At 73.7% G+C, this 25,765-nt stretch carries 17 protein-coding genes; 12 read left to right on the top strand and 5 right to left on the bottom strand.

The window, feature by feature from the left end; all coding sequences use genetic code 11:
- The first annotated feature begins 114 nt into the window (after nt 1-114).
- Together AC3EQ1_RS08280 and AC3EQ1_RS08275 are read left to right on the top strand one after the other, a co-directional pair.
- Nucleotides 115-2,379, top strand: coding sequence for a phage holin family protein (locus tag AC3EQ1_RS08280; RefSeq protein WP_432093665.1), 2,265 nt, complete (start codon nt 115-117; stop codon nt 2,377-2,379).
- A gap of 591 nt (nt 2,380-2,970) precedes the next feature.
- Entirely contained in the window at nt 2,971-4,554 is a 1,584-nt protein-coding gene (locus tag AC3EQ1_RS08275) for an amino acid permease (RefSeq protein WP_432093634.1), read from the top strand.
- Nucleotides 4,555-4,623: 69 nt separating this feature from the next.
- Here the strand turns inward: AC3EQ1_RS08275 and AC3EQ1_RS08270 are convergent, their stop codons facing one another.
- Entirely contained in the window at nt 4,624-4,878 is a 255-nt protein-coding gene (locus AC3EQ1_RS08270) for a hypothetical protein (RefSeq protein WP_351505620.1), read from the bottom strand.
- Nucleotides 4,879-5,141: 263 nt separating this feature from the next.
- Between AC3EQ1_RS08270 and AC3EQ1_RS08265 the strand changes: the two genes are divergently transcribed.
- Together AC3EQ1_RS08265 and AC3EQ1_RS08260 are read left to right on the top strand one after the other, a co-directional pair.
- Nucleotides 5,142-7,220: a SpoIIE family protein phosphatase gene (locus AC3EQ1_RS08265; protein ID WP_432093633.1), complete on the top strand. Its 2,079-nt coding sequence runs from the start codon at nt 5,142-5,144 to the stop codon at nt 7,218-7,220.
- Nucleotides 7,221-7,550: 330 nt separating this feature from the next.
- Nucleotides 7,551-8,216, top strand: a complete 666-nt coding sequence (locus tag AC3EQ1_RS08260; RefSeq protein WP_432093664.1) for a 4'-phosphopantetheinyl transferase family protein — start codon at nt 7,551-7,553, stop codon at nt 8,214-8,216.
- Nucleotides 8,217-8,281: 65 nt separating this feature from the next.
- On the opposite strand, the gene AC3EQ1_RS08255 is transcribed toward AC3EQ1_RS08260, so the two are convergent.
- A complete protein-coding gene (locus tag AC3EQ1_RS08255) occupies nt 8,282-10,051 on the bottom strand; it encodes a hydroxysqualene dehydroxylase (protein ID WP_432093632.1) in 1,770 nt (589 codons plus the stop codon).
- 185 nt (nt 10,052-10,236) lie between these two features.
- On the opposite strand from AC3EQ1_RS08255, the gene AC3EQ1_RS08250 reads away from it, so the two are divergent.
- The 8 genes from AC3EQ1_RS08250 to AC3EQ1_RS08215 all read left to right on the top strand — a co-directional run bounded on the left by AC3EQ1_RS08250 (nt 10,237) and on the right by AC3EQ1_RS08215 (nt 22,416).
- A complete protein-coding gene (locus AC3EQ1_RS08250; RefSeq protein ID WP_351505614.1) occupies nt 10,237-10,551 on the top strand; it encodes a 4a-hydroxytetrahydrobiopterin dehydratase in 315 nt (104 codons plus the stop codon).
- A 457-nt stretch (nt 10,552-11,008) separates the two neighbouring features.
- Nucleotides 11,009-12,391, top strand: a complete 1,383-nt coding sequence (locus AC3EQ1_RS08245; protein WP_432093631.1) for an NAD(P)/FAD-dependent oxidoreductase — start codon at nt 11,009-11,011, stop codon at nt 12,389-12,391.
- Complete coding sequence (locus AC3EQ1_RS08240) at nt 12,388-13,134, top strand: DUF1365 domain-containing protein (RefSeq protein ID WP_432093630.1); 747 nt, start codon at nt 12,388-12,390, stop codon at nt 13,132-13,134. The genes AC3EQ1_RS08245 and AC3EQ1_RS08240 overlap by 4 nt, the downstream gene beginning before the upstream one ends.
- A gap of 146 nt (nt 13,135-13,280) precedes the next feature.
- Nucleotides 13,281-14,513, top strand: a complete 1,233-nt coding sequence (locus AC3EQ1_RS08235; RefSeq protein ID WP_432093663.1) for a class I SAM-dependent methyltransferase — start codon at nt 13,281-13,283, stop codon at nt 14,511-14,513.
- Nucleotides 14,510-15,799 (top strand): class I SAM-dependent methyltransferase, encoded by a 1,290-nt coding sequence (locus AC3EQ1_RS08230; protein ID WP_432093629.1) that lies wholly within the window; start codon nt 14,510-14,512, stop codon nt 15,797-15,799. Before AC3EQ1_RS08235 ends, AC3EQ1_RS08230 begins: the two co-directional genes overlap by 4 nt.
- Complete coding sequence (locus AC3EQ1_RS08225; protein WP_432093628.1) at nt 15,796-16,599, top strand: DUF1295 domain-containing protein; 804 nt, start codon at nt 15,796-15,798, stop codon at nt 16,597-16,599. Before AC3EQ1_RS08230 ends, AC3EQ1_RS08225 begins: the two co-directional genes overlap by 4 nt.
- 592 nt (nt 16,600-17,191) lie before the next feature.
- Nucleotides 17,192-21,664, top strand: a complete 4,473-nt coding sequence (locus AC3EQ1_RS08220; protein WP_432093627.1) for an RICIN domain-containing protein — start codon at nt 17,192-17,194, stop codon at nt 21,662-21,664.
- Nucleotides 21,661-22,416 carry a hypothetical protein gene (locus tag AC3EQ1_RS08215; protein WP_432093626.1) on the top strand — a complete coding sequence of 252 codons (756 nt, stop codon included), beginning with the start codon at nt 21,661-21,663 and terminating at the stop codon, nt 22,414-22,416. Before AC3EQ1_RS08220 ends, AC3EQ1_RS08215 begins: the two co-directional genes overlap by 4 nt.
- Nucleotides 22,417-22,882: 466 nt before the next feature.
- On the opposite strand, the gene AC3EQ1_RS08210 is transcribed toward AC3EQ1_RS08215, so the two are convergent.
- Genes AC3EQ1_RS08210 through AC3EQ1_RS08200 form a run of 3 tightly spaced genes read right to left on the bottom strand, consistent with a single transcriptional unit; the run spans nt 22,883 to nt 25,605 of the window.
- Nucleotides 22,883-24,247: a cryptochrome/photolyase family protein gene (locus tag AC3EQ1_RS08210; protein WP_432093625.1), complete on the bottom strand. Its 1,365-nt coding sequence runs from the start codon at nt 24,245-24,247 to the stop codon at nt 22,883-22,885.
- A gap of 9 nt (nt 24,248-24,256) precedes the next feature.
- Complete coding sequence (locus AC3EQ1_RS08205) at nt 24,257-25,018, bottom strand: anti-sigma factor (protein ID WP_432093624.1); 762 nt, start codon at nt 25,016-25,018, stop codon at nt 24,257-24,259.
- Nucleotides 25,015-25,605 (bottom strand): sigma-70 family RNA polymerase sigma factor, encoded by a 591-nt coding sequence (locus AC3EQ1_RS08200; RefSeq protein ID WP_432093623.1) that lies wholly within the window; start codon nt 25,603-25,605, stop codon nt 25,015-25,017. Before AC3EQ1_RS08200 ends, AC3EQ1_RS08205 begins: the two co-directional genes overlap by 4 nt.
- Nucleotides 25,606-25,765 lie beyond the last annotated feature (160 nt).

The following is a 25,765-nucleotide window of genomic DNA, read 5'->3' as shown; positions in this document are numbered from 1 at the left end:
GACCGGTGACCGGAACCCGGCTCCGCGGTCCCGGCGGAGTCCGGACGGGAGGCGGCAGGCAGGAGCGTGGTGGTGGACGGCAGATGGCGGGCGGTCGGGGGCGCGGTCCTGCGGATGCTGGTCGTCTGGGCCGCGAGCACACTGACGCTGCTCGTCCTCGCCGCCCTCCTCCCCGACTTCCGCCTGCAGTCCCCGGCCGGTGACAGCGCCACTCGCATAGCGGTCACCGCCGCTCTCGGCGCCGGAGCGTTCGGCCTGCTCAGCGCCCTGGTCTGGCCGGTGGTCGTACGGGCCCTCCTGCTGGTGCCCGCGTTCGTGCTCGGGCTGCTGGTGTTCTTCCTCAACGGCTCGCTGCTGCTGGTCGCCCTGCGCCTGGTGCCGGACCAGCGGGGCGCGGTCGCCCCGGAGACGGCGGTCGTGGTCGCCGCCGTCATGTCCGCCGTCGCCTCCGCCACCAGCACCGCGCTCGCGGTGCGCGACGACGACGCCTACCGGCGGCGGCTGTACCGGCTCGCCCACCGGCGGCGCCGGGGCGACGCCCGCGGCCGTACCGGGACGACGGCGCCGGGCACCGTGTTCCTCCAGCTCGACGGGGTGGGGCACGACGTGCTGGCCGACGCGCTGCGGGAGCGTCCCGGAACGGCCGGCGGGCCGCCGCGGCCACCGGTCATGGCGACCCTGGCCCGCTGGTGCGCCGACGGGCGGTACCGGCTCACCCCGTGGCGCACCGACTGGTCCAGCCAGACGGGCGCCAGCCAGCTCGGCATCCTGCACGGCTCCAACCACGACGTGCCCGCGTTCCGCTGGTACGAGAAGGAGACCGGCGAGGTCATGGTGTGCGGCCGGCCCACCAGCGTCGCCGAACTCCAGCGCCGGGCGGTGCTGCGCACCGGGCGGGGCGGTCTGCTCACCGCCGACGGCGCCAGCCGGGGCAATCTGTTCAGCGGCGGCGCGGACCAGTTGGCGCTCGTCCTGTCGGTGACCGCCCGGCGCGGCAAGGAGAACCGCTCCCGCGCCGGGTACTTCGCGTACTTCTCCGACCCCGCCAACGCCACCCGTACCGCGTGGTCCTACCTCGCCGAGGTCGGCCGGGAGATCGCGCAGTCGGCGCGGGCCCGGCTGCGGCGCGAGTGGCCGCGCGTCAAGCGGGGCGGGCTGTACCCGTTCATCCGCGCCTTCGCGACCGTGGTGGAGCGGGACGTGGTGGTGGCCTCGGTCATCGGGGACCTGCTGGTGGGCCGGACGGCCGTCTACGCCGACCTGGTCGGATACGACGAGGTCGCCCACCACTCGGGCCCGCGCAGCCGGGACGCGGAACAGGTCCTGGCCCGGCTGGACCGGAGCATCCGGCTGATCGCCCAGGCCGTCCAGCACGCGCCGCGGCCCTACCGGATCGTGCTGCTCTCCGACCACGGGCAGAGCTTCGGCCCGACCTTCGAGGACGCCTACGGGCTGACGCTCCAGGACCTCGTCCGGGCCGGCTGCGGGCTGCCGGTGCCGCGCCGGGCGGGCCGCTCGCCGAGCGGAGCCGAGGCGCGGGCGGCGGCCCGCGCCGCCCTGCACCGCCCGGAGAAGGCGAACGGGGACCAGCGGCACCGCCGGGCCCGGGCCACCGAACCGCTGGTGCTCGGCTCCGGCAACCTCGGGCTGATCAGCTTCCCCGGCCTGCCCGGCCGGGTCAGCCGCGAGGAGATCGACCGCCGCCACCCGGCCCTGCTGCGCACCCTGGCGGAACACCCCGGCATCGGCTTCCTGCTCGTCCGCAGCGAGCGGCACGGCCCGGTGGTCCTGGGCGCGGGCGGCGCCGAGCACCGGCTCGGGGCGGCGAAGCCGGACGGCGGACAGCGGGGGCCCTCGGGCCCGGACGGCGGACACCGGCCGGTGCCGGGGGAGCCGGGCGGCGGAGGACGGGGCACCGGCGAGCGGGGCCGGGGAGAACGGGGCCCGGGCGAGCGGGGCGGCGGAACGGGCTCGCGACGGCCGGACGGGGCGGTGTCCGGCGCGGACGGGCCGGGCGAGCCGGCGGCGGAGGGGCCCGGGAGCCCGCTCGCGCCGTTCGGGCCCGGCGCCGCGGAGACCGTACGGCGCACCTCGGGCTTCCCGCACGCGGCCGACATCATGGTCAACTCGGCGTACGACCCGGCGACGGACGAGGTGTACGCGTTCGAGGAGCAGATCGGCTCGCACGGCGGGCTCGGCGGCGCGCAGTCCCTGCCCTTCCTGTTCTGGCCGGTGGAGCTGTCCCCGCCGGTCGCCGACGGCCGGGAGCTGGCGGGGGCGGAGCAGCTGCACGCCGTGCTGCGCCGCTGGCTGGAGGAGGCGGACGGCCCGCAGGTGCCGCTGACGTCGCCCGGGGAGCCCGCCGAGCGCGTGGGCTGAGCCGCTGAGCGCGTGGGTTGAGCGCCGAGCGCCGGATGGGTTGAGCACCGGGCGCGTGGACTGAGCACCGCATGGGCTGAGCGCCGAGCACCGCGTGAGCCGAGCACCGCATGGGCTGAGCACCGAGGGCGTGGGCTGAGCGCAGGCCGAGCGACCTCCGGCCGCCCGGCACGGTGGCGGCCGGACACGGCGCCGCCCCGGGGGCCGGGGCGTCGTGGAGCCGGTGGGCCCGCACCGCGCCCCTCCGGCGAAGCCCCCCTGAGCACTCGCCGGAGAAGAATGCGCGGCCGAACCTGCCCCGGACCGTCCGATTTTCGGTGGAGGGGGTTCCGTCGGCGAACATCATCGGTGATTTGGTGCCGGGTGGACGATGCCCGACCATGGGGTCCCCCCGGAAAACTCACGGCTGGTGTGCGCCTTCGCGCCACCGGCCGCGGCACGCTGCGCACCCGGACGCGACGCGGACGGGCGGTGACGGCGGGTGACCGTCGGGAGCGGCCCCGCCCCGGCAGCCCGCCCGGCTCACCGTCCGGCGGCACCACCACACCGAACCGCCGTCACGGGCGCGCAGCACAGGAAAGGCACCACCCCATGCACGACACCGGAACCGTTCCGCCGCCGGCTCCGGCCCCGGACGCGGCCCAGGCCCCCTCCGGGCAGGCGGTGACCGCCCCGGCGCAGGACTCCACACAGCAGGACTCCACACAGCAGGACTCCGCTCAGCAGCAGGGCCCGGCCAGCCGGCACGCCAGCCGTTTCGGACTGCCGGTCGCCACCGCGCTGGTGATGGGCAACATCATCGGCGGCGGCATCTTCCTGCTGCCGGCGTCCATCGCCCCGTACGGCACGGTCAGCCTGCTCGCCTTCGGTGTGCTCACCATCGGCGCCATCGCCCTCGCGCTGGTGTTCGGCCGGCTGGCGCGGCGGGACCCGCGGACCGGCGGTCCGTACGTCTACGCGCGCGAGGCCTTCGGTGACTTCGCCGGCTTCCTCGCCGCCTGGTCGTACTGGATCACGACCTGGGTGAGCAACGCGGCGCTGGCCGTGGCGGCCGTCGGCTACCTCGACGTGCTCCTCCCGGTGGAGGGCTCGGTCTGGAAGATGGCGGTCGCGGCGCTGCTGCTCCAGTGGTTCCCGGCCCTCGCCAACCTGGCGGGGACCCGCTGGGTGGGCGCGGTGCAACTCGTCTCCACCGTCCTGAAGTTCGCGCCCCTCCTGCTGGTCGCCGTCGGCGGTCTCTTCTTCTTCGACCCCGAGAACCTCGGCCCGTTCCAGGGGACGGACGGCAGCGCCCTCGGGGCGGTCTCGGCGTCCGCCGCGATCCTGCTCTTCAGCTACCTGGGCGTCGAGTCGGCGGCGGTCAGCGCGGGCGAGGTCCGCGACCCGCGGCGCAACGTCGGGCGGGCCACCGTCCTGGGCACCCTCGGTGCGGCGCTGGTCTACCTGCTCGGCACCCTCGCCGTCTTCGGCACCGTGGCCCACGAGAAGCTGGTCTCCTCCGGGGCGCCCTTCACGGACGCGGTCAACGCCATGTTCGGCGGCACCTGGGGCGGCACCGTCGTCGCCTGCGCCGCCCTCGTCTCGATGGTGGGCGCGCTCAACGGCTGGACGCTGCTCAGCGCCCAGACCCCGTACGCCGCCGCGCGCGACGGGCTGTTCCCGGAGCGGTTCGCCACCAAGCGGCGCGGCGTGCCGACCTTCGGCGTGCTCGTCACGGTCGTCCTCGCCTCGCTGCTGACCGTCTACAACTACACGGCCGGTACGGCGCGGGTGTTCGAGATCCTGGTGCTGGTCACCACGTTCACCGCCACCGTGCCGTACCTGCTGGCCGCCGCCGCCCAGCTGTACTTCCTGATCTCCGGGCAGCGCGACCGGGTCCGCCCCGGCCGCTTCGTCCGCGACGTGGTGCTGGCGCTCACCGCCTTCGGCTTCTCGCTGTGGCTGGTCGCGGGTGCCGGCTACGCGGCGGTCTACCAGGGCGTGCTGTTCCTGTTCGCCGGGGTGCTGGTGCACGCCTGGATGTCCGCCCGCCGGAAGCGTGCGGAGAGCGGGGAGCCGACGGACGCCGCGGAGCCGACGGACACGACGGAGCCGGTGGACGCCGCGGAGCAGGCGGACACACCCGCGCCGGCGGACACCACGAAGGCGGCGCCCACCGGCGAGAGCGTCGCCTGAGCCGGAGCCGTCACCGGCGGACGCCCGCGGGGGCCGTCGCCTGCCTCCGCGGCAGGCGACGGCCCCGCGTCACTTCTGGACGTCGCGCCGGTTGGTCACCGCCGCCTGAGCCATCGGGGAGAGCGCGCTGACCATGTTCGGCCCGCCTTCCGGGGGCTGGATCAGCGACACCCAGCCCTTGTCCGCCAGGGACTCGAGGTTCCGCCGCGCGTCGTCGCCCAGATCGGCCGCCAGTTCGTCCTCCGTCGGGTTGCCGCCGGCGGACAGCCTTTCCTGAATGCGGAGGACGAGCGCCTCCTCCGCGTCGGTGATGTTGAAGTCCATGGTTCGACCGTAGGTCCCGGCGCGCTGCCGCGCTCGTCGGATGCCGCCGCGCGACCGCCCCGGGACCGGGCCGCGGCGGGCCCGCGATCGTCGCCGCTCCTCCCCGCAGTCCCTCGGATACGCTGGTCGTGAGGAGCCTGCGCCCGAGGACCCTGCGCCCGCGGACGCTGTACCGATGGTGCGTGGGCGGCTTTCCGCACCGGAACGCGGCCGTCGGCACCGGCGGAGCGGCGGCGGGAAGCGGCCCATGGCCCAGGATGGTCATGGCGGTGGACACACACGAGCCGACGAGCGACACACCGGAACCGCCCCGGCCCGGGGTCGGGTATGCCGGTGTGTTCCGTGAACTGCTGCCGATCGCGCTGTGGCGGGACGACGCGGACGGGCACATCGTCCAGTGGGCGCTGGCCGCCGAGGAACTGCTCGGCCACGCACCGGAGGACGTCCTCGGCCGCCCGGTGAAGCAGACCCTCGTACCCGAGGGGAACTGGGGCCTCGCCGACGAGCTGACCCAGCGCGTCCGGTCCGGGGAGGCCGTGGTCGGCACCCTCCCGGTGCGCCACCGGGACGGGCACTTCGTCCAGATGGAGATGTGGATCTGCCCCACCGCGGACCCGGAGGGCCGCACCGGCAACCTGGTCATCGCGGCCGAGACCTCCGCCGTCGTCCGGATGCGGGACTCCCTGGCCGCACTCGAAGGGCTGTTCGCCCAGTCGCCGATCGGGCTGGCCATGCTCAGCCCCGAGCTGGACTACGTCCGGGTCAACGACGCGCTGGCCCGGATGAACGGCGTCTCCGCCGCCGAGCACATCGGCCGCCGGGTCACCGAGGTGGCGCCGGACGTCAACGCCGAGGAACTGGAAACGATGATGCGGGAGGTGCTGGCCGGCGGCGAGGCCGTGGTGGACTTCCGCCGCATCGGCCGCACCCCGGCCGCCCCGGGCGACGACCGCGTCTGGTCCTGCTCCTACGCCCCGCTGCTCGGCGGCTCCGGCCGCCCGCTCGGCCTGATCGCCTCCCTCATCGACATCACCGAGGGGCAGCGCGCCCATGTGAACGCCGAACGGGCGCGGCAGCGGTTCGCCCTGCTGGCCGAGGCCGGGCTCAAGATCGGCACCACACTGGACCTGCGGCAGACGGCCGAGGAGGTGGTGCAGGCCCTGGTGCCCCAGCTCGCCGACTCCGCCGACGTACAGCTGCTGGAGGAAGTGCTCAACCCCGATGAGACCGCCGCCTCCGCCCAGGGCATGGTGCGCCGGATCGCCGCCGCCTTCACCGACCCCGACGCCCCCGACGAGGAGCTGGCGGTCGGCCGCACGTACCGCATCCCGCCTTCCTCGGTGTACGAACGGGTCGTCTCCGAGGGCCGTCCGCTGAACCTCTACCTCCCGGACATCGCCGCGCTCATCACCGACCCGGGGGAGGAGCGGCTGCGCGGCTACCTGCGGACCTGCCTCGGCTCGGCGCGCATGGTCCCCCTGGTGGCCCGGGGCAAGGTGCTCGGCGCGGTGGTGGCCACCCGCACCCGCCGCCGGGAGCGGTTCGACGAGCAGGACAACGTCCTCATCGACGAGTTGGTCGGCCGGGCCGCGCTGAACATCGACAACGCCCGGATGTACACCAGCCAGCGCGAGGCGGCCCTGACCCTGCAGCGCAGCCTCACCAACAGCGCCCTGCCGAGCGTCCCCGGGCTGGATCTGACCGGGCGCTACCTGCCCGCCAGCGAGCAGGAGGTCGGCGGCGACTGGTTCGACGCCATCGCCCTGCCCGGCGGCAGAACGGGGCTGGTCATCGGGGACGTCATGGGGCACGGCATCCACGCGGCGGCCGTCATGGGGCAGCTGCGCACGGCGGTGCGGACGCTGGCCCGCCACGACATCCCGCCGTCCGAGATGCTGCGCTCCCTGGACGCCGTAGTCGCCGACCTGGGCGAGAACGAGATGGCGACCTGCGTCTACGCCGTGCACGACCCCGCCGCCGGCGGCTGCCTGATCGCCCGCGCCGGCCACCCGCCGCCGGCCGTCGCCGACACCGAGGGCACGATCACCTTCCTCGACGGCCCCTCCGGCACGCCGCTGGGCACCGGGGGACAGGACTTCCGCACCGAGCGGGTGGCGCTGCCCGAGAGGAGTCTGCTGGTGATGTACACCGACGGGCTCATCGAGGCCCGGGACCGGGACATCGACGAGGGCATGCGGCAGCTCGCCCGGTCGCTGCGGCACCTGGAGGACCCGCTGCCGGAGATCTGCGACTGCATCCTCGGGCACCTGCTGCCGGCCGGTTCCCAGGACGACGTCGCGGTGCTGCTCGCCCGGCCGGTGCGGCCGGACCGCCCAGGGTGAGCAGTTCCGGCCACCTGGGCGGGTCCCTGGGATCTCGCCCAACTGGCCCGGATTGAAAGTAAGTTGAGCGACGAGTCGGCGCGGCACGCGCCTCCGGCTCCGGTCCGGCCGGGTCGGCCCCCGGTAGGATGAACGGCGTCGACGGCGACCGCGGGCGCGGCCGCCGCCGCATGAGGATTCCGGTTCCCTCGCTGCCGCAGGAAGCGGCGGAACTCCTCGGGTTCACCGTTCGAGCACCGCCCCGGCACCGTGACCGTCCACCCGGCGGTCGACGACCCATGAGGAGTCGCCGTGCAGAGTCCGCCCGTCCGTGGCACGTCCACCGCGCTCATGGGCAGGCTCCTGCCGTCCCGCGCGGTGACCGCCGAGTCCTTCGGCGACGACGTACCGGCCGGCGAGGCCCGGCTCTTCCCCGAGGAAGAGGTGGCGGTGGCCCGGTCCGTGGACAAGCGGCGGCGGGAGTTCACCACGGTCCGGGTCTGCGCGCGGCGGGCGCTGGCCGGGCTCGGCCACGGCCCGGTCCCGCTGGTGCCGGGGGAGCGCGGCGCGCCGAGCTGGCCGGCGGGGGTCGTGGGCAGCATGACGCACTGCGACGGGTACCGGGCCTGCGCGGTCGCCCGGGACACCGAGGTGGTGAGCCTGGGGATCGACGCCGAGCCGGCCGGCCCGCTGCCCGACGGGGTGCTGGACTCCGTCACCCTCCCCGGCGAGCGCGAGCTGCTGCGCGCCCTGGCGGCGGAGGACGCCGGCATCCACTGGGAGCGGCTGATCTTCTCGGCCAAGGAGTCCGTGTACAAGACGTGGTTCCCGCTCACCCGGCGCTGGCTGGGCTTCGAGGACGCCTTCGTCGAACTGCGCCGGGACGGCACCTTCGGCGTGGAACTCCTCGTCCCCGGCCTGGAGGTGGCCGGGGCGCCGGTCCGGATGCTGGAGGGCCGGTGGCTGGCCGAGCGGGGCGTGGTCCTCACGGCGATCGCCTGCGAGGCACCCGCCTGACGCCCCTGGCCCCAACGGCCCTTCCCGGCCGGATGACCGTCCCCGCCCGGATGGCCGTCCCCGGCTCACCCCAGGTCGAACAGGTTCGGCAGCCCGAGGCCGTAGCGGAACTCGTCGTGCCGCTTGAGCGCGTCGAACTCCGGTGCCCGGTAGAGCGGGGTGACCGCGCACCGCGGCGCCGTTGAACCGGAGGCGTCCAGCAGGGCGTTGACGGCCTGCCGGGCCGCGGCGTTCGCGCCCTCCATCGTCGCCAGGTCGATGTCCACGGCCACGTAGTCCCCGGCGAGGAAGAGGTTGGGCACCGCGGTGCGGGCGGTCGGCCGGTTGAACCAGGTGCCCGTCGGGTGGATGAGCAGCTGGTCGTCGTTGCGCGGTTCGGGCGTGCCGATGCCGTCCACCGCCGGGTCCAGGAACCAGGAGTGCAGCGCGCTGTCCCGCAGCACCGTGCGCCCGGTGTCGTTCAGCGCCGCCTTGAGCTGCGCCCACACCTCGCGGGCGACCTCCTCCCGGGTGCACTGCTTGGCCGTCCGGCCGTAGAGGACGCCGGGCCGGCTCCACTCGGAGATGTCGACGGACAGGCAGTCGCGGACCTGCCCGTCCCCGTAGTCGGCGGGGAAGTTCCGGCCCTTCCAGAACTGCGCCTGGCCGACGGAGGTCAGGGACCAGGGGGAGTCGAGGTGGTTGATGTGCCCGTGGATCACCGGGGTCGGCTCGGTCAGATAGAACTGGATCCCGGTCATCCAGTCGGTCTCCAGCCGGTCCGCGCGCCCCAGCTGCGGGTCGGCGGCCCGCAGCGCCCGGCCCCAGACGGTGCGGGCGTGCTCGACGGGCATGGCGCACACGTAGTGGTCGGCGGTGACGGTGCGCCGGGTGCCGTCCGCGTCCCGGACGACGGCCCCGGTGACCCGGCCGTCGGCGTACGGCAGGTCCAGCACGGTCGCGCCGACCTCGAACCGGACCCCCAGGCTCCGCAGATGGGCCACCCAGGGGTCGATCCACGCCTCGTTCGTGGGGGCGTTGAGGACCCGGTCGGGTTCGCCGTCCGAGGCCCGCCCCAGCATGTTGAAGAAGAACGCCTCGAAGCAGTTGGCGACCGTCCGGGTGCTGGCCACCTCGGCCTTGGTGGCGACGATGTTGCGGGTGATGCCGATGGCCAGCAGCTGCTGGTAGTCCGCGGACATCCGGGCGGCCCGCAGGAACGACCACCACGAGGTGCGCTCCCAGTCGTCCAGCCGCCGCTTGTCGCAGCTGGTGAAGAAGACGAGGACCCGGTTGGCGAAGTACGCGACCTCGTGGGCGGGCAGGTTGGCGGCCGTGACGAGCAGCCCCGTGACGGTGCGGAGCAGATCGTCGGGGGAGAGCGGGCCGGGCGGCGTGCCGAGGGTCGAGAAGGGCAGCCGGATGTCCTCGCGCCCGGTCCGGGCCAGCATGACCTCGGTGGAGGCGACGAGGTTGTCGTGGCAGCCGTTCCGGTTGCCCGGGAACGGGATGCGGCGCAGGGTGTCCGGCAGATTCCGGTAGAAGCCCGGGATGAAGCGGAAGCCGTGCTCGCCGGGCAGCGGCTTGCGGCCGCCCCGGGCGCTGTCCGGCACGTCCATGCTGCGGGCCTTGCCGCCCAGGCCCTTCTTCTCCAGGACGGTGACCGCGAAGCCGCGTTCGGCCAGCTCATGGGCGGCGGTCAGGCCGGCGACACCGCCGCCGAGCACGGCGACGGTCCGCCCGGCGCGCGGCCCGCGGGGCGCTGCCGCCGCCTGCCCGGCCGGGAGGGCGGCGCTGCCGGCCGCCGCCGCGGCGCCCGCCACGAACGTCCGTCTGGTCCTGCCCGTACGGTGCATGCCGCCCCCTACTACCGCCGGTAACCGCAACGTCCGGCGGAGCATAGAAGCCTCCCGGGTCACCCGGAAGGGAAGTCCCGCGCCGGGAGCACATTGGCGCGAATCCGACCCCGTCCGGTGGCAGGGTGGAGGTGCGGCACCCCGCCGGGGCCGCGACCGGGCACCGAGCACGGAGGGCAGCACCCATGGCACCCGAACCGCTGACGCGCGCACAGATCCAGGACGGCCTCGCGGAGCTGCCCGACTGGTCCCTGCAGGGGGACCGGATCGAGCGGACCTACACCTGCGGGGGACATCTCGCCGCGGCGGCGATGGTCGGGCAGATCGCCCGGGTGCAGGAGGCCCTGGGCCACCACGCCGATCTGACGCTCGGCTACAACAAGCTGACGGCGTCGGTGAACACGCACAGCGCGGGCGGCAAGGTGACGGAGCTGGACCTCGAACTGGCACACCGCATCGAGCAGATCGCCGCCGAGCACGGGGTTGGCGGCACGGGCTGACGGGTTCGGCCGCCCCTCGGTCCGGCCGGTCCGCTGCCTGGCGTCGGCGGTAGGCCCGGGCAGGGCGCGGTCCGCGCCACCGCGACGGTGGCGTCAGCGGCACCGGAAGCGGCTGCCCCGGTCCCTCGGGCGGCGGGGCCACGACCCATGGCGCCCACCGCCCCCGAGACAGCCGCCGCGGCAGCGGCCGCGATGGAGGGGAGCCTGCGCCGGTGAGGGCGCCGGTCACGGCCCGCTGCCGCCTTCCGGAGCGAGCCCACCGAAGGACACCCGTCCGCCGGTGGTCGCTCACGCCCCGCATTCGTCGCGAACCGGTCGGACGGATGGGTCTCCTCACTCGAAAGAGTGAGCGTGCCCCCGGGCTGAAAAAGATCGCGGAACCGACCAATCCGCGACCCCCGCCACACCGAATGAGCTGCGAGGGATCGGCCCGCGGCAGGTGTGGAGGGACAGCGGCATGGCGGTGGAACGGCGGCGGACGGCCGTGGTGGGCGGCGGAGTGGCCGGGCTGACAGCGGCCCACGTGCTGCACCGCTCGCACGAGGTGACCCTGTACGAGGCCGACGACCGGCTCGGCGGGCACGCCCACACCCACGACGTCCCGTCCTCCGACGGCCGGGTGCACCGCGTCGACTCGGGCTTCATCGTCCACAACGAACGCACCTATCCGCATCTGCTGCGCCTCTTCCGCGAACTCGGGGTGACCACCCAGGAGTCCGAGATGAGCATGTCGGTGCGGTGCGAGGGGTGCGGCCTGGAGTACGCCGGGGCGCGCGGCCCGCGGGGCCTGTTCGCCCGGCCCCGCAACGCCGTCCACCCCTCCTACCTGCGGATGCTCACCGAGATCACGGCGTTCCACCGCCGGGCCCGGAAGCTGCTCGCCGAGGACGGCACCGGCACCGATGACCGCGGCGGCACCGAGGACCACACCGGCACCGAGGACCGCGGCGTCACCGAGGATCACAGTGCCACCGAGGATCACAGCGCCACCGGGGGCCGCGGCGGCCCCGACGACCGCACCCTGGGCGACTTCCTCGCCGAGGGCCGTTTCTCCGCGTACTTCACCGCCCACTTCATGACCCCCGTGGTCTCCTGCGTCTGGTCCTGCAGCTCCGAGACCGCCCTGCGCTACCCGGCCCGCTACCTCTTCCGCTTCCTGGCCAACCACGGGCTGCTCGGCATCGCCGGCTCCCCGACCTGGCGCACCGTGACCGGCGGCTCGCGCGCTTACGTCGACCGGGCCGCCAAGCAGCTCACCGCCGTCCGCACGGCCACCCCGGTGCGGGCGGTGCGCCGCCTCCCCGACGGCGTGGAGATCGTCACCGAGGACGGCGACACCCACCGCCACGACTCCGTCGTCATCGCCGTCCACCCCGACCAGGCGCTCCGGCTGCTCGCCGACCCCACCGACGACGAGCGCGCGGTGCTGGGCGCCTTCCGGTACTCCCGCAACCCCACCCTGCTGCACACCGACGCCTCCCTGCTGCCCCGCAGCCCCGGGGCGCGCGCCTCCTGGAACTACCTGATGCCCTCCTGCGGCGCCTCCGCGGACGCGGTGCGGGTCAGCTACCACATGAACCGGCTCCAGCGGCTCGACGCCCCCGAGGACTACCTCGTCACCCTCAACGGCACCGACCGCGTCGCCGAGGATGCCGTCCTGGCCCGGATGGTCTACGAACACCCCGTCTACACCCCGGAGTCCGTCGCCGCCCAGCGGCGGCTCCCCGGGCTCAGCGGCTCGGTCACCGCCTACGCCGGCGCCTACCACGGCTGGGGCTTCCACGAGGACGGCTGCCGCTCCGGCGTCGAGGCGGCCCGCGCCCTGGGGGTGGCCTGGTGACCGCCCCGGCCCCGCCGACCGCCCCCGCCCTCTACGCCTGCACGGTGGCGCATGTGCGCACCCGGCCGCGGCGCTACGCCTTCCGGCACCGCACCTACCTCTGGCTCGTCGACCCCGACCGGCTCCCGCGGCTGCCCCGGCCGCTGCGCCCGCTGGCCCGCTTCGACCCCCGTGACCACTTCGGCGGCACCGCCCCCACGATCCGCGCCGGGCTGGACCGGTACCTGGCCGCGCAGGGCATCGACCTGGCGGGCGGCCGGGTCCTCATGCTCGGCCACGCCCGTGTGCTCGGGTACGTGTTCAACCCGCTGACCCTCTACTGGTGCCACGACCGCGACGGCGCCCCGGTCTGCGTCGTCGCCGAGGTCCACAACACCTACGGCGGACGGCACTGCTACCTGCTCCGCACCGACGGCCGCCACCAGGCCCGGGTGGACAAGGAGTTCTACGTCTCGCCGTTCTTCCCGGTCGACGGCGGCTACCGGATGCGGCTCCCGGAGCCCGGCGACGCCCTCGACCTGACGGTGCACCTGGAACGCGAGGGACAGCGGCCCTTCACCGCCACCCTCCGCGGACGGCGCCGGCCCGCCGGCCCGCTCGGCCTGCTGCGCGCGGCCGTCCGCCACCCCTGGTCCACCGCCGCCGTGTCCCTGGGCATCCGGATGCACGGCATCCGGCTGTTCCTGCGGGGGCTGCCCGTCCAGCCCCGTCCTCGTCACCGAACCCAGGAGGGTCTGCATTGAGCCTGTCCGCGTCCCCTGACACCAGTACACCCGCCGGCGCGAAGCCGCCCGTCATCACGGGAACCCCCGGCAGCCCCGTCCTCGTCCCCGCGCCCGGCGCCTCCGCCCCCGGCGGCGCCCCGACCGTCCGCCCGGCCCCGCCCGCCGTGCGCACCGCGGACCCGGAGCGGTGGCCCGACGTCGCCGCCGTGCCCCGGTGCTCCCGGCCGCGCGCCGCCGCCGCGCAGGCGCTGGTGCGCCGCGCCCTGGCCCGGCTGCCGCTCCGGGTGCGCCTCGGCGACGGCGACACGATCGGCGCCGGGGGCCCGCTGATGGAGATCCACGACCCGGACGCCTTCTTCCGGCGCGTCGGCACCACCGGCACCATCGGCTTCGGCGAGTCCTACATGGCGGGGGAGTGGGAGACCGACGACCTGGTGGGCGTGCTGTCCGCGGTCGCCGAGCACGTCGCCACCCTGATCCCCGAGCCCCTCCAGCGGCTGCGCGGGCTGTGGGCCCGGCGGCGGCCCGCCGCCCAGCGCAACACCGTCGACGGCGCGCGCGGCAACATCCACCGCCACTACGACCTGTCGAACGACCTCTTCGCACTCTTCCTCGACCCGACGATGACGTACTCCTCGGCGGTGTTCCGCGGCTTCCCCGCCCAGCAGTCCCTGCTGCCCGCCGCCCAGCACCGCAAGATCGACCGGCTGCTGGACCTGGCGCGGGCCGGCGCCGGCACCCGGCTTCTGGAGATCGGCACCGGCTGGGGCGAGCTGGCCCTCCGTGCGGCGGCCCGCGGCGCCGAGGTCGTCTCCGTGACGCTCTCCGCGGAACAGCGCGACCTCGCCGTGCGCCGCATCGAACAGGCCGGTCTGGCCGACCGGGTCACGGTGCTGCTGCGCGACTACCGCGAGGTCGAGGGGGAGTACGACGCCGTCGTCAGCGTGGAGATGATCGAGGCGGTCGGCGCCGAGTTCTGGCCGGTCTACTTCTCCGCCCTGGACCGGCTCCTGGCCCCCGGCGGCCGGGCCGCCCTCCAGGCGATCACCATGCCGCACGACCGGATGCTGGCCACCCGCACCACGTTCACCTGGATCGGGAAGTACATCTTCCCCGGCGGCCAACTGCCCTCGACCGAGGCGATCGAGCAGGCCACCGCCGGCCGCACCCGGCTGCGGGTGGCCGCCTCGGAGGCGTACGGAGCGCACTACGCCGAGACCCTCCGCCTGTGGCGGGAACGCTTCACCGAGCGCGCCGACGAGGTGGGCGCGCTCGGCTTCGACGCCACGTTCCGCCGCATGTGGACCTTCTACCTCGCCTACTCGGAGGCGGGCTTCCGGTCCCGCTATCTCGATGTGCGGCAATTGCTGCTGACGAAGGAGGAGACCGCCCGATGACCGGCGCCGCACACCACCTCGCGCCGCTGCTGGAGCAGTTCCTCGGCGGCCGGCTGCCCGTACGCCTGCGGGCCTGGGACGGCAGCGCCGCCGGCCCCGGGGACGCGCCCGTGGTGGTCCTGCGCTCCCGGCGCGCCCTGCGCCGGCTGCTCTGGCAGCCCGGCGAACTCGGCCTCGCCCAGGCCTACATCGCCGGCGAGATCGACATCGAGGGCGACCTGGCCGACGGCCTGCGCACCGTCTGGCGGGCGGTCCGCGAACGCGGTCTGCACGCGCCCCGGCTCTCCGCGGCCGACCTCGCCCGGGCCGCCGGAACCGCGCTGCGGCTCGGCGCCGTCGGCCCGCGCCCGCCGGCCCCCGGCACGCCGGCCGGCCTCAGCGGCAGCCTGCACAGCAAGGCCCGCGACCGCGCCGCCATCAGCCACCACTACGACCTCTCCAACGACTTCTACCGGCTCCTCCTCGACGAGACCATGGCCTACTCCTGCGGCTACTGGACCAGCGAGGACCCCGAGTACGGGCCCGCCGACGCCCAGCGCGACAAGCTGGAGCTGATCTGCCGCAAGCTCGGGCTCGGGCCCGGTATGCGGCTGCTGGACATCGGCTGCGGCTGGGGCTCGCTCACCCTGCACGCCGCGCAGGAGCACAAGGTGCGGGTCACCGCCGTCACCCTCTCCCGCGAACAGCGCGACCATGTGCGCCAGGAGATCCGGGCCCGCGGCCTGGAGGAGTTCGCCGAGGTCGAACTCCGCGACTACCGGGATCTGGCGGGCGGCGGATACGACGCGGTGTCCACGATCGAGATGGGCGAACACGTCGGCGACGCCGAGTACCCGCACTTCGCCCGCACCCTGCACCGGATGCTCCGGCCGGGGGGCCGGGCGCTCGTCCAGCAGATGTCCCGCGGCGCGAACGCCCCCGGCGGCGGCGCGTTCATCGAGACGTACATCGCCCCCGACATGCACATGCGCCCGCTCGGCGGGACCGTCTCCCTCCTGGAGGGCGCGGGCCTCGAAATACGGAACGTGGAGGCCCTCCGGGAGCACTACGTCCGCACGATCGGCGCCTGGCACCGTACGCTCGAGGAGCGGTGGCCGGAGTTCCTGTCCCTGGTCGGCCCGCAGACCGCCCGGGTGTGGCGGCTCTACCTGGTCGGCGCCGCGCTGGCCTTCGAGGAGCGCCGGATGGGCGTCGACCAGATCCTGGCCGTCCGCCCCTCGCCCGAGGGGGTGAGCGAGCTGCCCGCCACGCCGCGCGCCTGGTACCCCGGAGGTAACGGACCGTGAACGGCTTCCCCTGGGCCGCGTTCGGCACCGGCCTCGCCGTCTCGGCGGCCGTGGCCCTCGCCGTCATGCTCGCCACCTTCGGCATCGCCCTCGCCAAGGGCGTGCACCGCATCGTCGACGTGGCCTGGGGCGTGGCCCTCGCGGCCGTCGCCCTGGCCTCGTACGGCATGTCGGCCGGGCACGGCGACGGCGGGCGACGGCTGCTGGTCACCGTGCTCACCGTGGTGTGGGGACTGCGGCTCGCCGGGCACATCGCCCGGCGCGGCCGCGGCCACGGCGAGGACCCGCGCTACGAGCGGCTGCTCGCCAAGGCCCCCGGCAGCCGCGGCGCCTACGCCTTCCGGACCGTCTATGTGGCGCAGGGCGCGCTGGTCTGGCTGGTCTCCCTCCCCGTCCAGGCGGCCGGATACGTTCCCACCCCGCTGGACGCCCTCGCCGCCGCCGGAGCGGCCCTCTGGCTGCTGGGCCTGGTCTTCGAAGCCGTCGGGGACTTCCAGCTCGCCCGCTTCAAGGCCGACCCGGCCAACCGGGGACGCATCATGGACCGCGGCCTGTGGAGCTGGACCCGCCACCCCAACTACTTCGGCGACTTCCTTGTCTGGTGGGGCCTGTACCTGCTCGCCTGCGGCGCCCCGGCCGCCGCCGCGCTCACCCTGGTCTCCCCGCTGGTGATGAGCTACCTCCTGATCAACGGCAGCGGAAAGCGCCTCCTGGAACGCCACATGGCCGACCGCCCCGGCTACGCCGACTACCGGGCGCGCACGAGCGGCTTCTTTCCCCGGCCGCCGCGCGGGGGGTGAGGGCGGCGGCCCGGTGGTGGCCGAGCTGTACGGCACCGGCGGTGTGCGGGAGGCGAAGGCTGTGGCGGGTCGGAGGGCTGTCGGCCGAATCGAGGCGGCTCGCTCAGGGCTGCCACCACGGCGGCGCGGCCCCGGCGCAATTCTCCCTGCAGAGCTGACACGGAGTCGGTGAGCCGGCATGCCGTGGAGCGCGACCGCGACGCTCGGCGCGTGCACGACTTCCGGCCAATTTGTGGCGGACAATCAACTATTCCTGCACTCCCTCTTCACGTGATCCACACATGCGAAGCCGGGTATGAGCTTGGCATTTGCATGCGCTGCGCCATGAGAACCGGTGCGGCTGCTCTCCTCGGAGCGGCTGAGTCGTCACTCCCGGCCCTGTCGGCCTGCGGCTAAAGTAAATGCTGCGTGCACGGATCTGGTCAGGTCGTGACGCGCACATGTCATTCGACGCGCCGGACGCATCGCCCTTCCGCGATACCGGCTCACTGTGAACGCCGCCTCGGTCGCCGCCGCCCGCTGCCTCTGCGCGGGACTGCGGGCCGACCCACGCGCATCGCCACCGTTCCCGGGCGGGTCACCCCCGCCCGCCATGTTCGCTACGAAGGATGCTTCCTTGCGCCTCAAACCGGGGTTGTTCAAGCCCGAATCACGATTATCCGCAGCGTTCACCTCCACCGTCACGGCCGCCGTTGCCCTGGCCGTCCTCGGCGGCCTCGGCGCCCAGCCCGGTGTGCTCCCCCGGGATGCCTCAGAGCGCATGGCTCCGGTGGGGGACTCGTACGACGGCTACGACGCCAAAGCGGCCGAACGGCTGCGCGAAGACCAGTGTGTGGCCGCTGAAGCCCTGCGCATGGGCGGGCCGGACGTGTCCGCCCTCGCGCAGAACGCCATCGGGCTGCCGCCCGATCAGCTCCACCAGAAGCTCGAACGAGACGTCTTCAACGACGGGACGCCGCTGCACCAGGCCTTCAACGCGGACCGGGCGAGCGCCGACCAGTGGCTCGACAAGGTCCAGAAGCAGGGAACCGCGTGGTCCGGCGCCGTGAGCGGCCTGGAGTCCTACCCCGGCGCACCGCGGGACGCGAACAAGATCTACGACAGGACCGGGCTGCTTCCCTGGCTGTACCAGGCGTACTTCAACGGGATCGACCTGTTCTCCCCGTTCTACGACCCGTCGCCCACCGCCGACGACAAGACGAAGGCCGCCGCACTCGCGATCGGCGACCCGCTCTACACCACCGGGGGAACGCCGGAGGAGCGGGAGGCGTGGACCCTGTGGAAGAAGAACTCCGGGAAGATCGAACCGAACCAGATGTTCGTTCCCCGGGTGTTCGCCGACGACGCTCGCGTCTTCCTCGCGTCCGGTGGTTTCCCCCGTACGGCCCCGGCAGCGGACACGCCGGAGTTCCGCGTCGCGGTCGAGGACCTGAAGGCGCGCTACGCGTCCTGTGCCTGGCACGACCCGATCGACCCGAACCGGGTTCTGGGCAAGGAGGTGGCGCAGGCGTCCGCCGAGTGGCAGCAGGAGCTCACCTCGCAGGCCTCGCAGCGGCAGCAGATCCTGGCCGCCGGCTCCTCCGCCACGAAGGCGTTGCAGGACGGCACGTTCACCCTGGGGCAGGTCCTCGGCCAGTCATGGCTCGCGGACTACTCCACCCGCTGGCAGGACTACTGGTCCGCCGGCGGGCTGGGGTGGATCGGTGACAGCCATGTGACCATCGAGGTCCCGGGCGCGAAGGGCAACTGCCTGGAGGTCCAGGGCGGCGGCAAGGCCAACGGCACGGCGGTTCAGCTCTACACCTGCAACAACGGCGCGGCGCAGCAGTGGACGCTCGAAGGCGGTGAGGGCGATCTCCACCTTCGCAACGTCGGCTCGCAGAAGTGCCTGGATGTGGCGGGGAACGCGTCGGCGAACGGCACGAAGATCCAGATCTCGGACTGCTACAAGTCCAAGGGCCAGTCCTGGGCGGGCGATGTCCGGGCGTCCTCGCCGCTGAAGAGTGTGTCCACGGGCAAATGCCTGGATCTGAGCGCGTTCGCCAAGAGCACGGACGCGCGGCTGTGGGACTGCAAGGACGCCGGCACGCAGAAGTTCCTGATCAAGCCGTCCGGGCATCAGGGCACGGACGGCCCGTCGTACCCGGAGAAGGCGCAGTTCGACAAGGCGAGGAAGACCGTCACCGACGCCCAGGCGGCGGCGAAGAAGCACGTCGCCACGCTCAGGACCCAGTTGGAGAACGCCAGGAAGGCGGCCACCACCTCGGACGCCGCTGAGCAGGCGGCTTACGGGATCGCGGACGCGGCCGGTGCCCCGCGAGGGCGTGGTCTGCTGGTCGGTCAGCAGAAGGCGCAGGTCACCAAGGGATCCGTGGCGGCGCTGACGGCGATGGTGAAGGCCGGTGAGACCGCCGAGGCGGCCACCCGTGCCTCGGCCGGTGACAGCGCGACGATCGCGCAGCGTGCGCTGGCGCAGACCGCACAGGTCAACGCGGAATTCCGCAAGGAGGCAGCACACACGGCCGAGTTGCAGGCGAAGGCCGCGGCGGACGCGGCGAAGGAGCACCGGGACAACGCCAAGAAGGACAAGGAGACGGCTGAGGCGAAGCTCGCCGAAGCCCTCGAGGCCGAGGGGGATGCGAAGGCCGCCGCTGCCGACGCGCACGCCAAGCGCCTGGCGGCGGAGGCCGAGGAGAAGACGGCCAAGGCGGAGAAGGAGACCGCCGCTGCCAAGCAGGCCGAAGCGGCGCAGCACAAGCGGACCGCGCAGACCGAGGCGGCGAACGCCCAGGACGCCAAGGAGAAGGCCGAGGCAGCCGAGGCGACCGCCTCCGCGCGCAGGGACGACGCGGTCACGGCCCGCAACAGCGCCAAGGCGAAGCGGGACGATGCCTGGGACGCCGAGCAGAAGGCCGACGCCGCCCGCGCCAAGGCCGATGCCAAGGGCGCCTACGCCGACTCACTGGACGCAGGCGACGCGGCCGACGCTGCCCGCGCCGCCGCCGACGAGGCCGGCCGGCACGCGGACAACGCCGAAGCGGCTGCGGGCCGGGCCCGCTCGGCGGCGGATGCCGCGACCGAGGCGGCGGCCGAGGCGGACGCCGCGGCCACCCGCGCCGAAGCGGCCGCCAAGCGGTCCCGTGCGAACGCGGACGCCGCCCAGGCCGCCAAGCTGAAGGCCGACGCAGCGGTGCGGACCGCGACCAGCGCCGCCGCCGACGCCATCAAGGCTTCACAGCACGCCTCCCAGGAAGCCAGGACGGCCGTCGAGCTGGCCGAGGAAGCGGAGAAGCTGGCCAGGACCGCCAAGTCGCACGCCGACGAAGCGCACAAGGAAGCCGCCAAGGCCCGGGTCGCTTCGGCAAAGGCGGCAGGCTTCGCCCATGTCACCGCGCAGGCAGCGGTCGACGCGGGCAACGCCGCCGCCCAGGTCGCCAAGCCGGCGAACGACGCGATCCAGCTCGGCTCGCCCTACGCGACGACCGACTCGGCCGCGAGCCTGGTCGTGCTGACCGGGCAGGCTTCGAAGTCGATCGCCGATCAGCAGAAGGCCGTCGCCGACGCCCACGCCGAGAACGCGCAGGCCGAGGCCGCAGCGGCGAAGAACACCGCCGACCAGGCAACGGGCGACGCGAAGATCGCCTACCAGTACGCCGCCAACGCCGCCGGACACGCGGCGGACGCCCGCACCTACGCCAAGGAGGCCCTGGGCTACGCGGCCGAGGCCGCCGCGGCAGCTGCGAAGGCCTCGGCCTCGCTGGCCCGCACCGTCGAGTACGACCGCAAGGCCACCGAGGACGCCGAGGCCGCCGACCGGGCTGCCGGGCGCGCCGAGGGCTACGCCACGGAAGCCCGCGACTCCGCCGACCAGGCCGCCCTCGACGCCGCCGCCGCCCGCGAAGCCGCGGCCACGGCCGAGCAGGCGGCCAAGGACGCCCGCGCCGCCGCCGACCGCGCCGACACCGCGGCCACCGAGGCCGAACAGGCCGCCAAGGACGCCGAACGGTACGCCAAGGAAGCCCAGGAAGCCGCGGAATCGGCCGAGCGGAAGGAGGCCAACCAGCAGGTATCCGCAGGTTCCGGAACCGGAGTCGAACGCGTCTTCTACGTCGTTGACAAGATGACGGAGTCGAAGCCGGCCAAGCAACTGAACCCGTGCGACTACGTTCCCCAGGGCTGCACCGTCACCTACGAGGTGTACGTCGACGTCACGGTCAGCTACTACTACTGCCTCAACCCCGACGTCCCCGCCACTGAGGCAGGCTGCCCGAAGGCGGACACGCTCTTCCTCTACACGGACACCTTCGAGGACCAGGAACAGACCTGGACTCACCACTTCAGTTTCGGTGACATCACGCGGATCGGTTGGCAGAACCTCTTCGGTGAGAAGGCCGGAGCCGTCCTGTACGAGCTCGTGCTCGGTGACGTCGCCCGCTGCTACCACGGCGAGAAGTCCAAGTGCGCCTGGGCCGCCGCGATGTTCGTACCGACCTCGGTCGCCACGAAGCTCGCCGAGGCCGCCAAGCTCGCCGTGCGGGCCGAACACGCCATCAAGACCGGTGAGAACGCCGCGCGGGTACTCGCGGATCTGAAGAAGATCTATGGGGAGAAGGGCGCCCTCCAGGTCGGCGACGCCGCGAGCGCGGCGGGCATGGGCCTGCGCATCGCGACTGCCACAGCGGAACGAGCCAGGATCGCCCGTGGCACGCTCGACCCCAAGCTGCTCGACAGGCTCAAGGACGCGGGCGTGAAGTTCAACCGGGCGGACACGCTCTGGGTGATCGAGTACGCCAAGCCCGGTGTGCCCCTGGCCTGGCTGGAGAAGGGCACCGTCAACGCCGGCCTGACGCACATCATGTTCCGGCACGCGGGAGAGTTCGCGGAAGCGGGAGTCCGGATCGAGGACGTGCCGGCCCTCGTCAAGGCCGCTCTGACCCAGGGCACGAGGGTCGGCACCCAGGGAGCGGGAAGGCCGATTCTCGAGGTCGTCTTCCAGGGCAGGACCCAGCGGGTGGCCGTTAGCGTGGGCGACAACGGATACGTGATCGGAGCGAACATCGCATGACCCTCGAAGAACCACGGGACATCCTCGTGCAGGCCCGGGGCGAGACGTCTCCGCTGTACGAGCCGCAGGACCCCGGTGCCCACCAGGACCTCGGCGCCTTCACCCGCCACGTCGCCCTGGACGATGACCGGCTGTCCCTCCCGGCGGATCTGGCGGCGGCGCTGCGATCCTGGTCGGCGTCCCGCCCACCAGGGGGATTCACCTCCCGCCCGGACCTGCGCAGGCACGTCAAGCAGGGCCTGACGACTGCTCGGCAACTGGCCGCCCGCCTCGGGCCGTCGTGGACCGTGCGCTACTGGGACGAGCACCGGAGGGCGGCGAAGTGGCTGTGCTGGGGCTGCGACCGCCTGCACTGGGAGCGGGACAGCCACGACGCACCACCGCACCCGGTCGACCTCACGGTCGAGGGCGAGTACCAGTACGGTCCGCTGCGCGCCGACGGATTCGGGGACTTCTTCCCCGACGACCCCGCCGCCGCGCTGACCCTGTCCGACGGCCTGGTCTCCGGTCTGTACGCGTGGGCGAAGGACATCGACGGACTGGTGAACCGCACTGTTCAGGACCGGGACGAGGGAACACACGACGAGGAGTGGCAACGGCTGTTCCGTGAGGGGACGGAACTGGCGAGACGTGTCGCGCACGAGATCGGCCCCGACCGGAAGGTGACCTACAAGGGCATGGCGCACGGCGGTCTGTCCATGCTGACGTCGGTCACCTGGCAGGGCGAGCGGGAGGTGCGGGCGGGGGCCTGATACGCCATTCCGGCTTCGTGACCGCGGTGTGGCACCCGGCCGGGAACGGGTACGGCCACCGCATGATCATCGGAGAGTCGTGACGGACTCCTGAAGACCGTGCGGTGGCCGCAGGCCGTAGCGTGGACCGTGACCGATGGCGGGCGGTCTTCGACCAGGCCATGGCCCGGATCGCGGGACGGTTCGGCCTGCTCTGGCTGGTCCGGTTATCCGTAGGCGAAGTTGACGGAATGGGCGGCAGGCCTCGACTGACCCCCGGCCGAGCGCCAACCGTCTGGGCCGCCGTACGCGATCGCTGAGCACGGCCTCGGACCACGCGGGATTCGGCCCAAGGGCCCGGAGTTCCCGGTCACGTGGCCACCGGCGGGCAGCTCGCCGTTCTCCACCGCCGCGGTCCATGGCGGTGTTGACCTGCTCCCGTCCCCCCCCCAGGCGCCGTCACCACCACCCCGCGCCCCAGGCGCCCTCACCCGATCCCCCGAGCCTCCTGAAACCGTGCCAAGCCGTCCCCCAGGTCCACCACCGGCTCCGGATAGTCCAGCCGGTCGCGCACCTCCGCCGGCAGGTCCCACGGGCGGTGCACCGCCGGGCCGTCCACCTCGGCGAGTTCCGGGACCCAGCGGCGGACGTACTCCCCGCGGGGGTCGAAGCGCTTCGCCTGGGCCAGGGGGTTCAGGACCCGGTTGGGGCGGGTGTCCGTGCCGGTGCCCGCCACCCACTGCCAGTTGAGCTGATTGTTCGCCACATCCCCGTCCACCAGCAGGTCCAGGAAGTGCTGAGCACCCACCCGCCAGTCGATGTACAGCGTCTTGGCCAGAAAGGAGGCCGCCAGCAGCCGCGCCCGGTTGTGCATCCAGCCCTCGTGGCTCAGCTGCCGCATCGCCGCGTCGACCACCGGATAGCCGGTCCGGCCCTCCCGCCAGGTGGCCGCCTCCTCCGGTGCCCGCCGCCACCGGTCCTGCCGGGTCCGGTAGTCCCGGTACGACGCCTCGGGGCGGGCCGCCAGGACCTGGTGGTGGAAGTCCCGCCAGGCCAGTTGCCGGACGAAGGCCTCGGCCCCCGCGCCGCCCGCCTGACGGGACCGGTGGACCAGCTCCACCGGCGACAGCGCGCCGAAGTGGAGATAGGGCGAGAGCCGGGACGTCGCGTCGCCCGCCAGATCGTCGTGCCGGTCGGCGTAGGCGTCGATTCCGCCGTCCGTCCACGCCTTGAGCCGCCTGCGGCCCTCGGTCTCGCCGCCTGCGGCCAGCCCCGGGGAGACGCCCTTCAGGTCCGTCCGGCACACCAGGTCGTCCGAGCGGATCCCCTCCGGGACCCGTACGACCCGGGGCGCCCCCAGCCGGTCGCGCAGCCGCTCGTTCTCCCAGCGCCGGAAGTACGGGGTGAACACGGCGAAGTGGTCCCGGTCGGACGGGGTCACCGCGCCCGGCGGCAGCGCCGTGATCACCGCGTCGTGGACCTGGAGGTCGCACCGCTCCTCCCGGAGCGCCGCCCGGAGCCGCTCCTCGCGGCGCAGCGCGTAGCCGCTCACGCCGCCCGCGATGTGCACCCGGCGCGCCCCGGCCTCGTACGCCACCCGGCAGACCTGCTCCACCACATCGCCCGTACGGATGACGAGCCGTCCGCCCCGGTCCCTCAGCCGGGCGTCCAGATCGGCCAGGCAGTCGGCGAGGAACGCCCGGCGGTTGGGGGCGTCGAAGCCCGCCTCCCGCACGCCGGAGTCGACGACGAACAGGGGCACCACCTCATCGGCGCCGCGCAGCGCCGCCCGCAGCGCGGGCTGGTCGTGCACCCGCAGGTCGGATGTGAACAGGGCAATGGACACCCTCATGCGCCACTCCTACACGCCCTGGCCGGGCGGGAATTCCATCAGTGCGAGGGGATCGGTGGTCGGCTGCTCGGAGCCGCCCGCCGGCTCGACGGTGATGCCCATCCCCGAGGCATCCCCGACCGGACCGCGCATCAGCATCGCCGGCTGAGCGGAGGCTTCCACCAGTCCCGCGGAGCGCATCTTCCCACCGTCGGCGAACCACAGTTGGTACACCTTGCCCGACGGCAGCGGCGGCAGGCCCGAGGCGAGGAACGCCGCCTTGTCCTGGCTGCGGGAGACGACGACCGTGGCGGACGCGCCGTCCTTCAGCTTGCCCCCGGTGGCCCGCGCGTCCGGAGCGGCGAGGACCTTGGTGATCTCCTCCTGCCGCTGCTCCGCCTGCTGGGCCTCCTGCCGGGCGTCGTCCACCTGCTGGTGCTGCCAGACGGCCACCCCGCCCAGCCCCGCGGCGGCGGCCAGGCACGCCGCCAGCGCGAACCGGTACGGCGACCGGGCTCGCCTCCGGGACGGTCCGCTCACCCGGCGCCGGGAGATCCGCGGCGGTTCCTGGCGAACCGTCATGATCTCTCTCATGACCTGGTCCTTCATCGTCGGCGGGGGCACCATGGACACGGCCAGCCCCAGCCGTCCGGCGGTCGCGGTCAGTTCTCTCACCTCCTGGGCACAGGGCGCGCACTCCACGAGGTGGCGCTCGAACTCCTCGCGTTCGGCCTCCGGCAGCGCCTGCGTCGCATAGGCGCCGGTCAGCGTGTGCAGATCCGCGGATTTCACGCGGTCACCCCCAAGCAGTCGCGCAGCCGGATGAGCCCGTCACGGAGGCGGGTCTTCACCGTTCCGAGCGGGAGGGACAGCAGTTCGGCGACCTCCCGGTAGGTGTGTCCCCGGTAGTAGGCGAGGGTCACCGACTGCCGTTGCAAGTCGGTGAGGGTGCGCATGCAGCGGCGCACCTGCTCCCGCTCCAGCCGTGCCTCGACCTGTTCGGTGACCTCGTCGTAGGCGGGGGTCCGGTCCAGCAGGGCCGCCCGGTGCTCCCGGTCCGTCGCGGCCTGCGCGGCCCGCACCCGGTCCACGGCCCGCCGGTGGGCCAGGGTGAGCACCCAGGTCATGGCGCTGCCGCGGTCCGACCGGAACCGTGCGGCGGTCCGCCACACCTCCACCATGACTTCCTGTGCCACCTCCTCCGACTGCGCCGGGTCGCGCAGCACGCCGCGGACCACGCCGAGCACCGGGCCGCAGACCGCGTCGTACACCCGGCTGAACGCCTCCTGATCGCCCCTGGCCACCATGACCAGCAGCTCCTCCAGATCGGGCCCGGCAGGGCCGGGCCGTGGATGGCTGCGGAGACCAGCGGACCCCATGTTTCCTCCAAGCACCGGGCGGCTCGTGACGCCACCCATCCTTCACGCGGGCAGGCCCGCGTCCGCGCAGGCTCCACGAGTCATTCGGGACCGGGACCGGCGCGGATTGGCCGCGGGAGGGACATCTTTGCGGAAGTGGCACAACAGTTGGTGCACCAGG

It is taken from the genome of Streptomyces sp. bgisy100 (assembly GCF_057709105.1).
The sequence above is the reverse complement of the archived record's forward strand: the minus strand, read 5'-3'. Positions and strand labels throughout refer to the sequence as shown.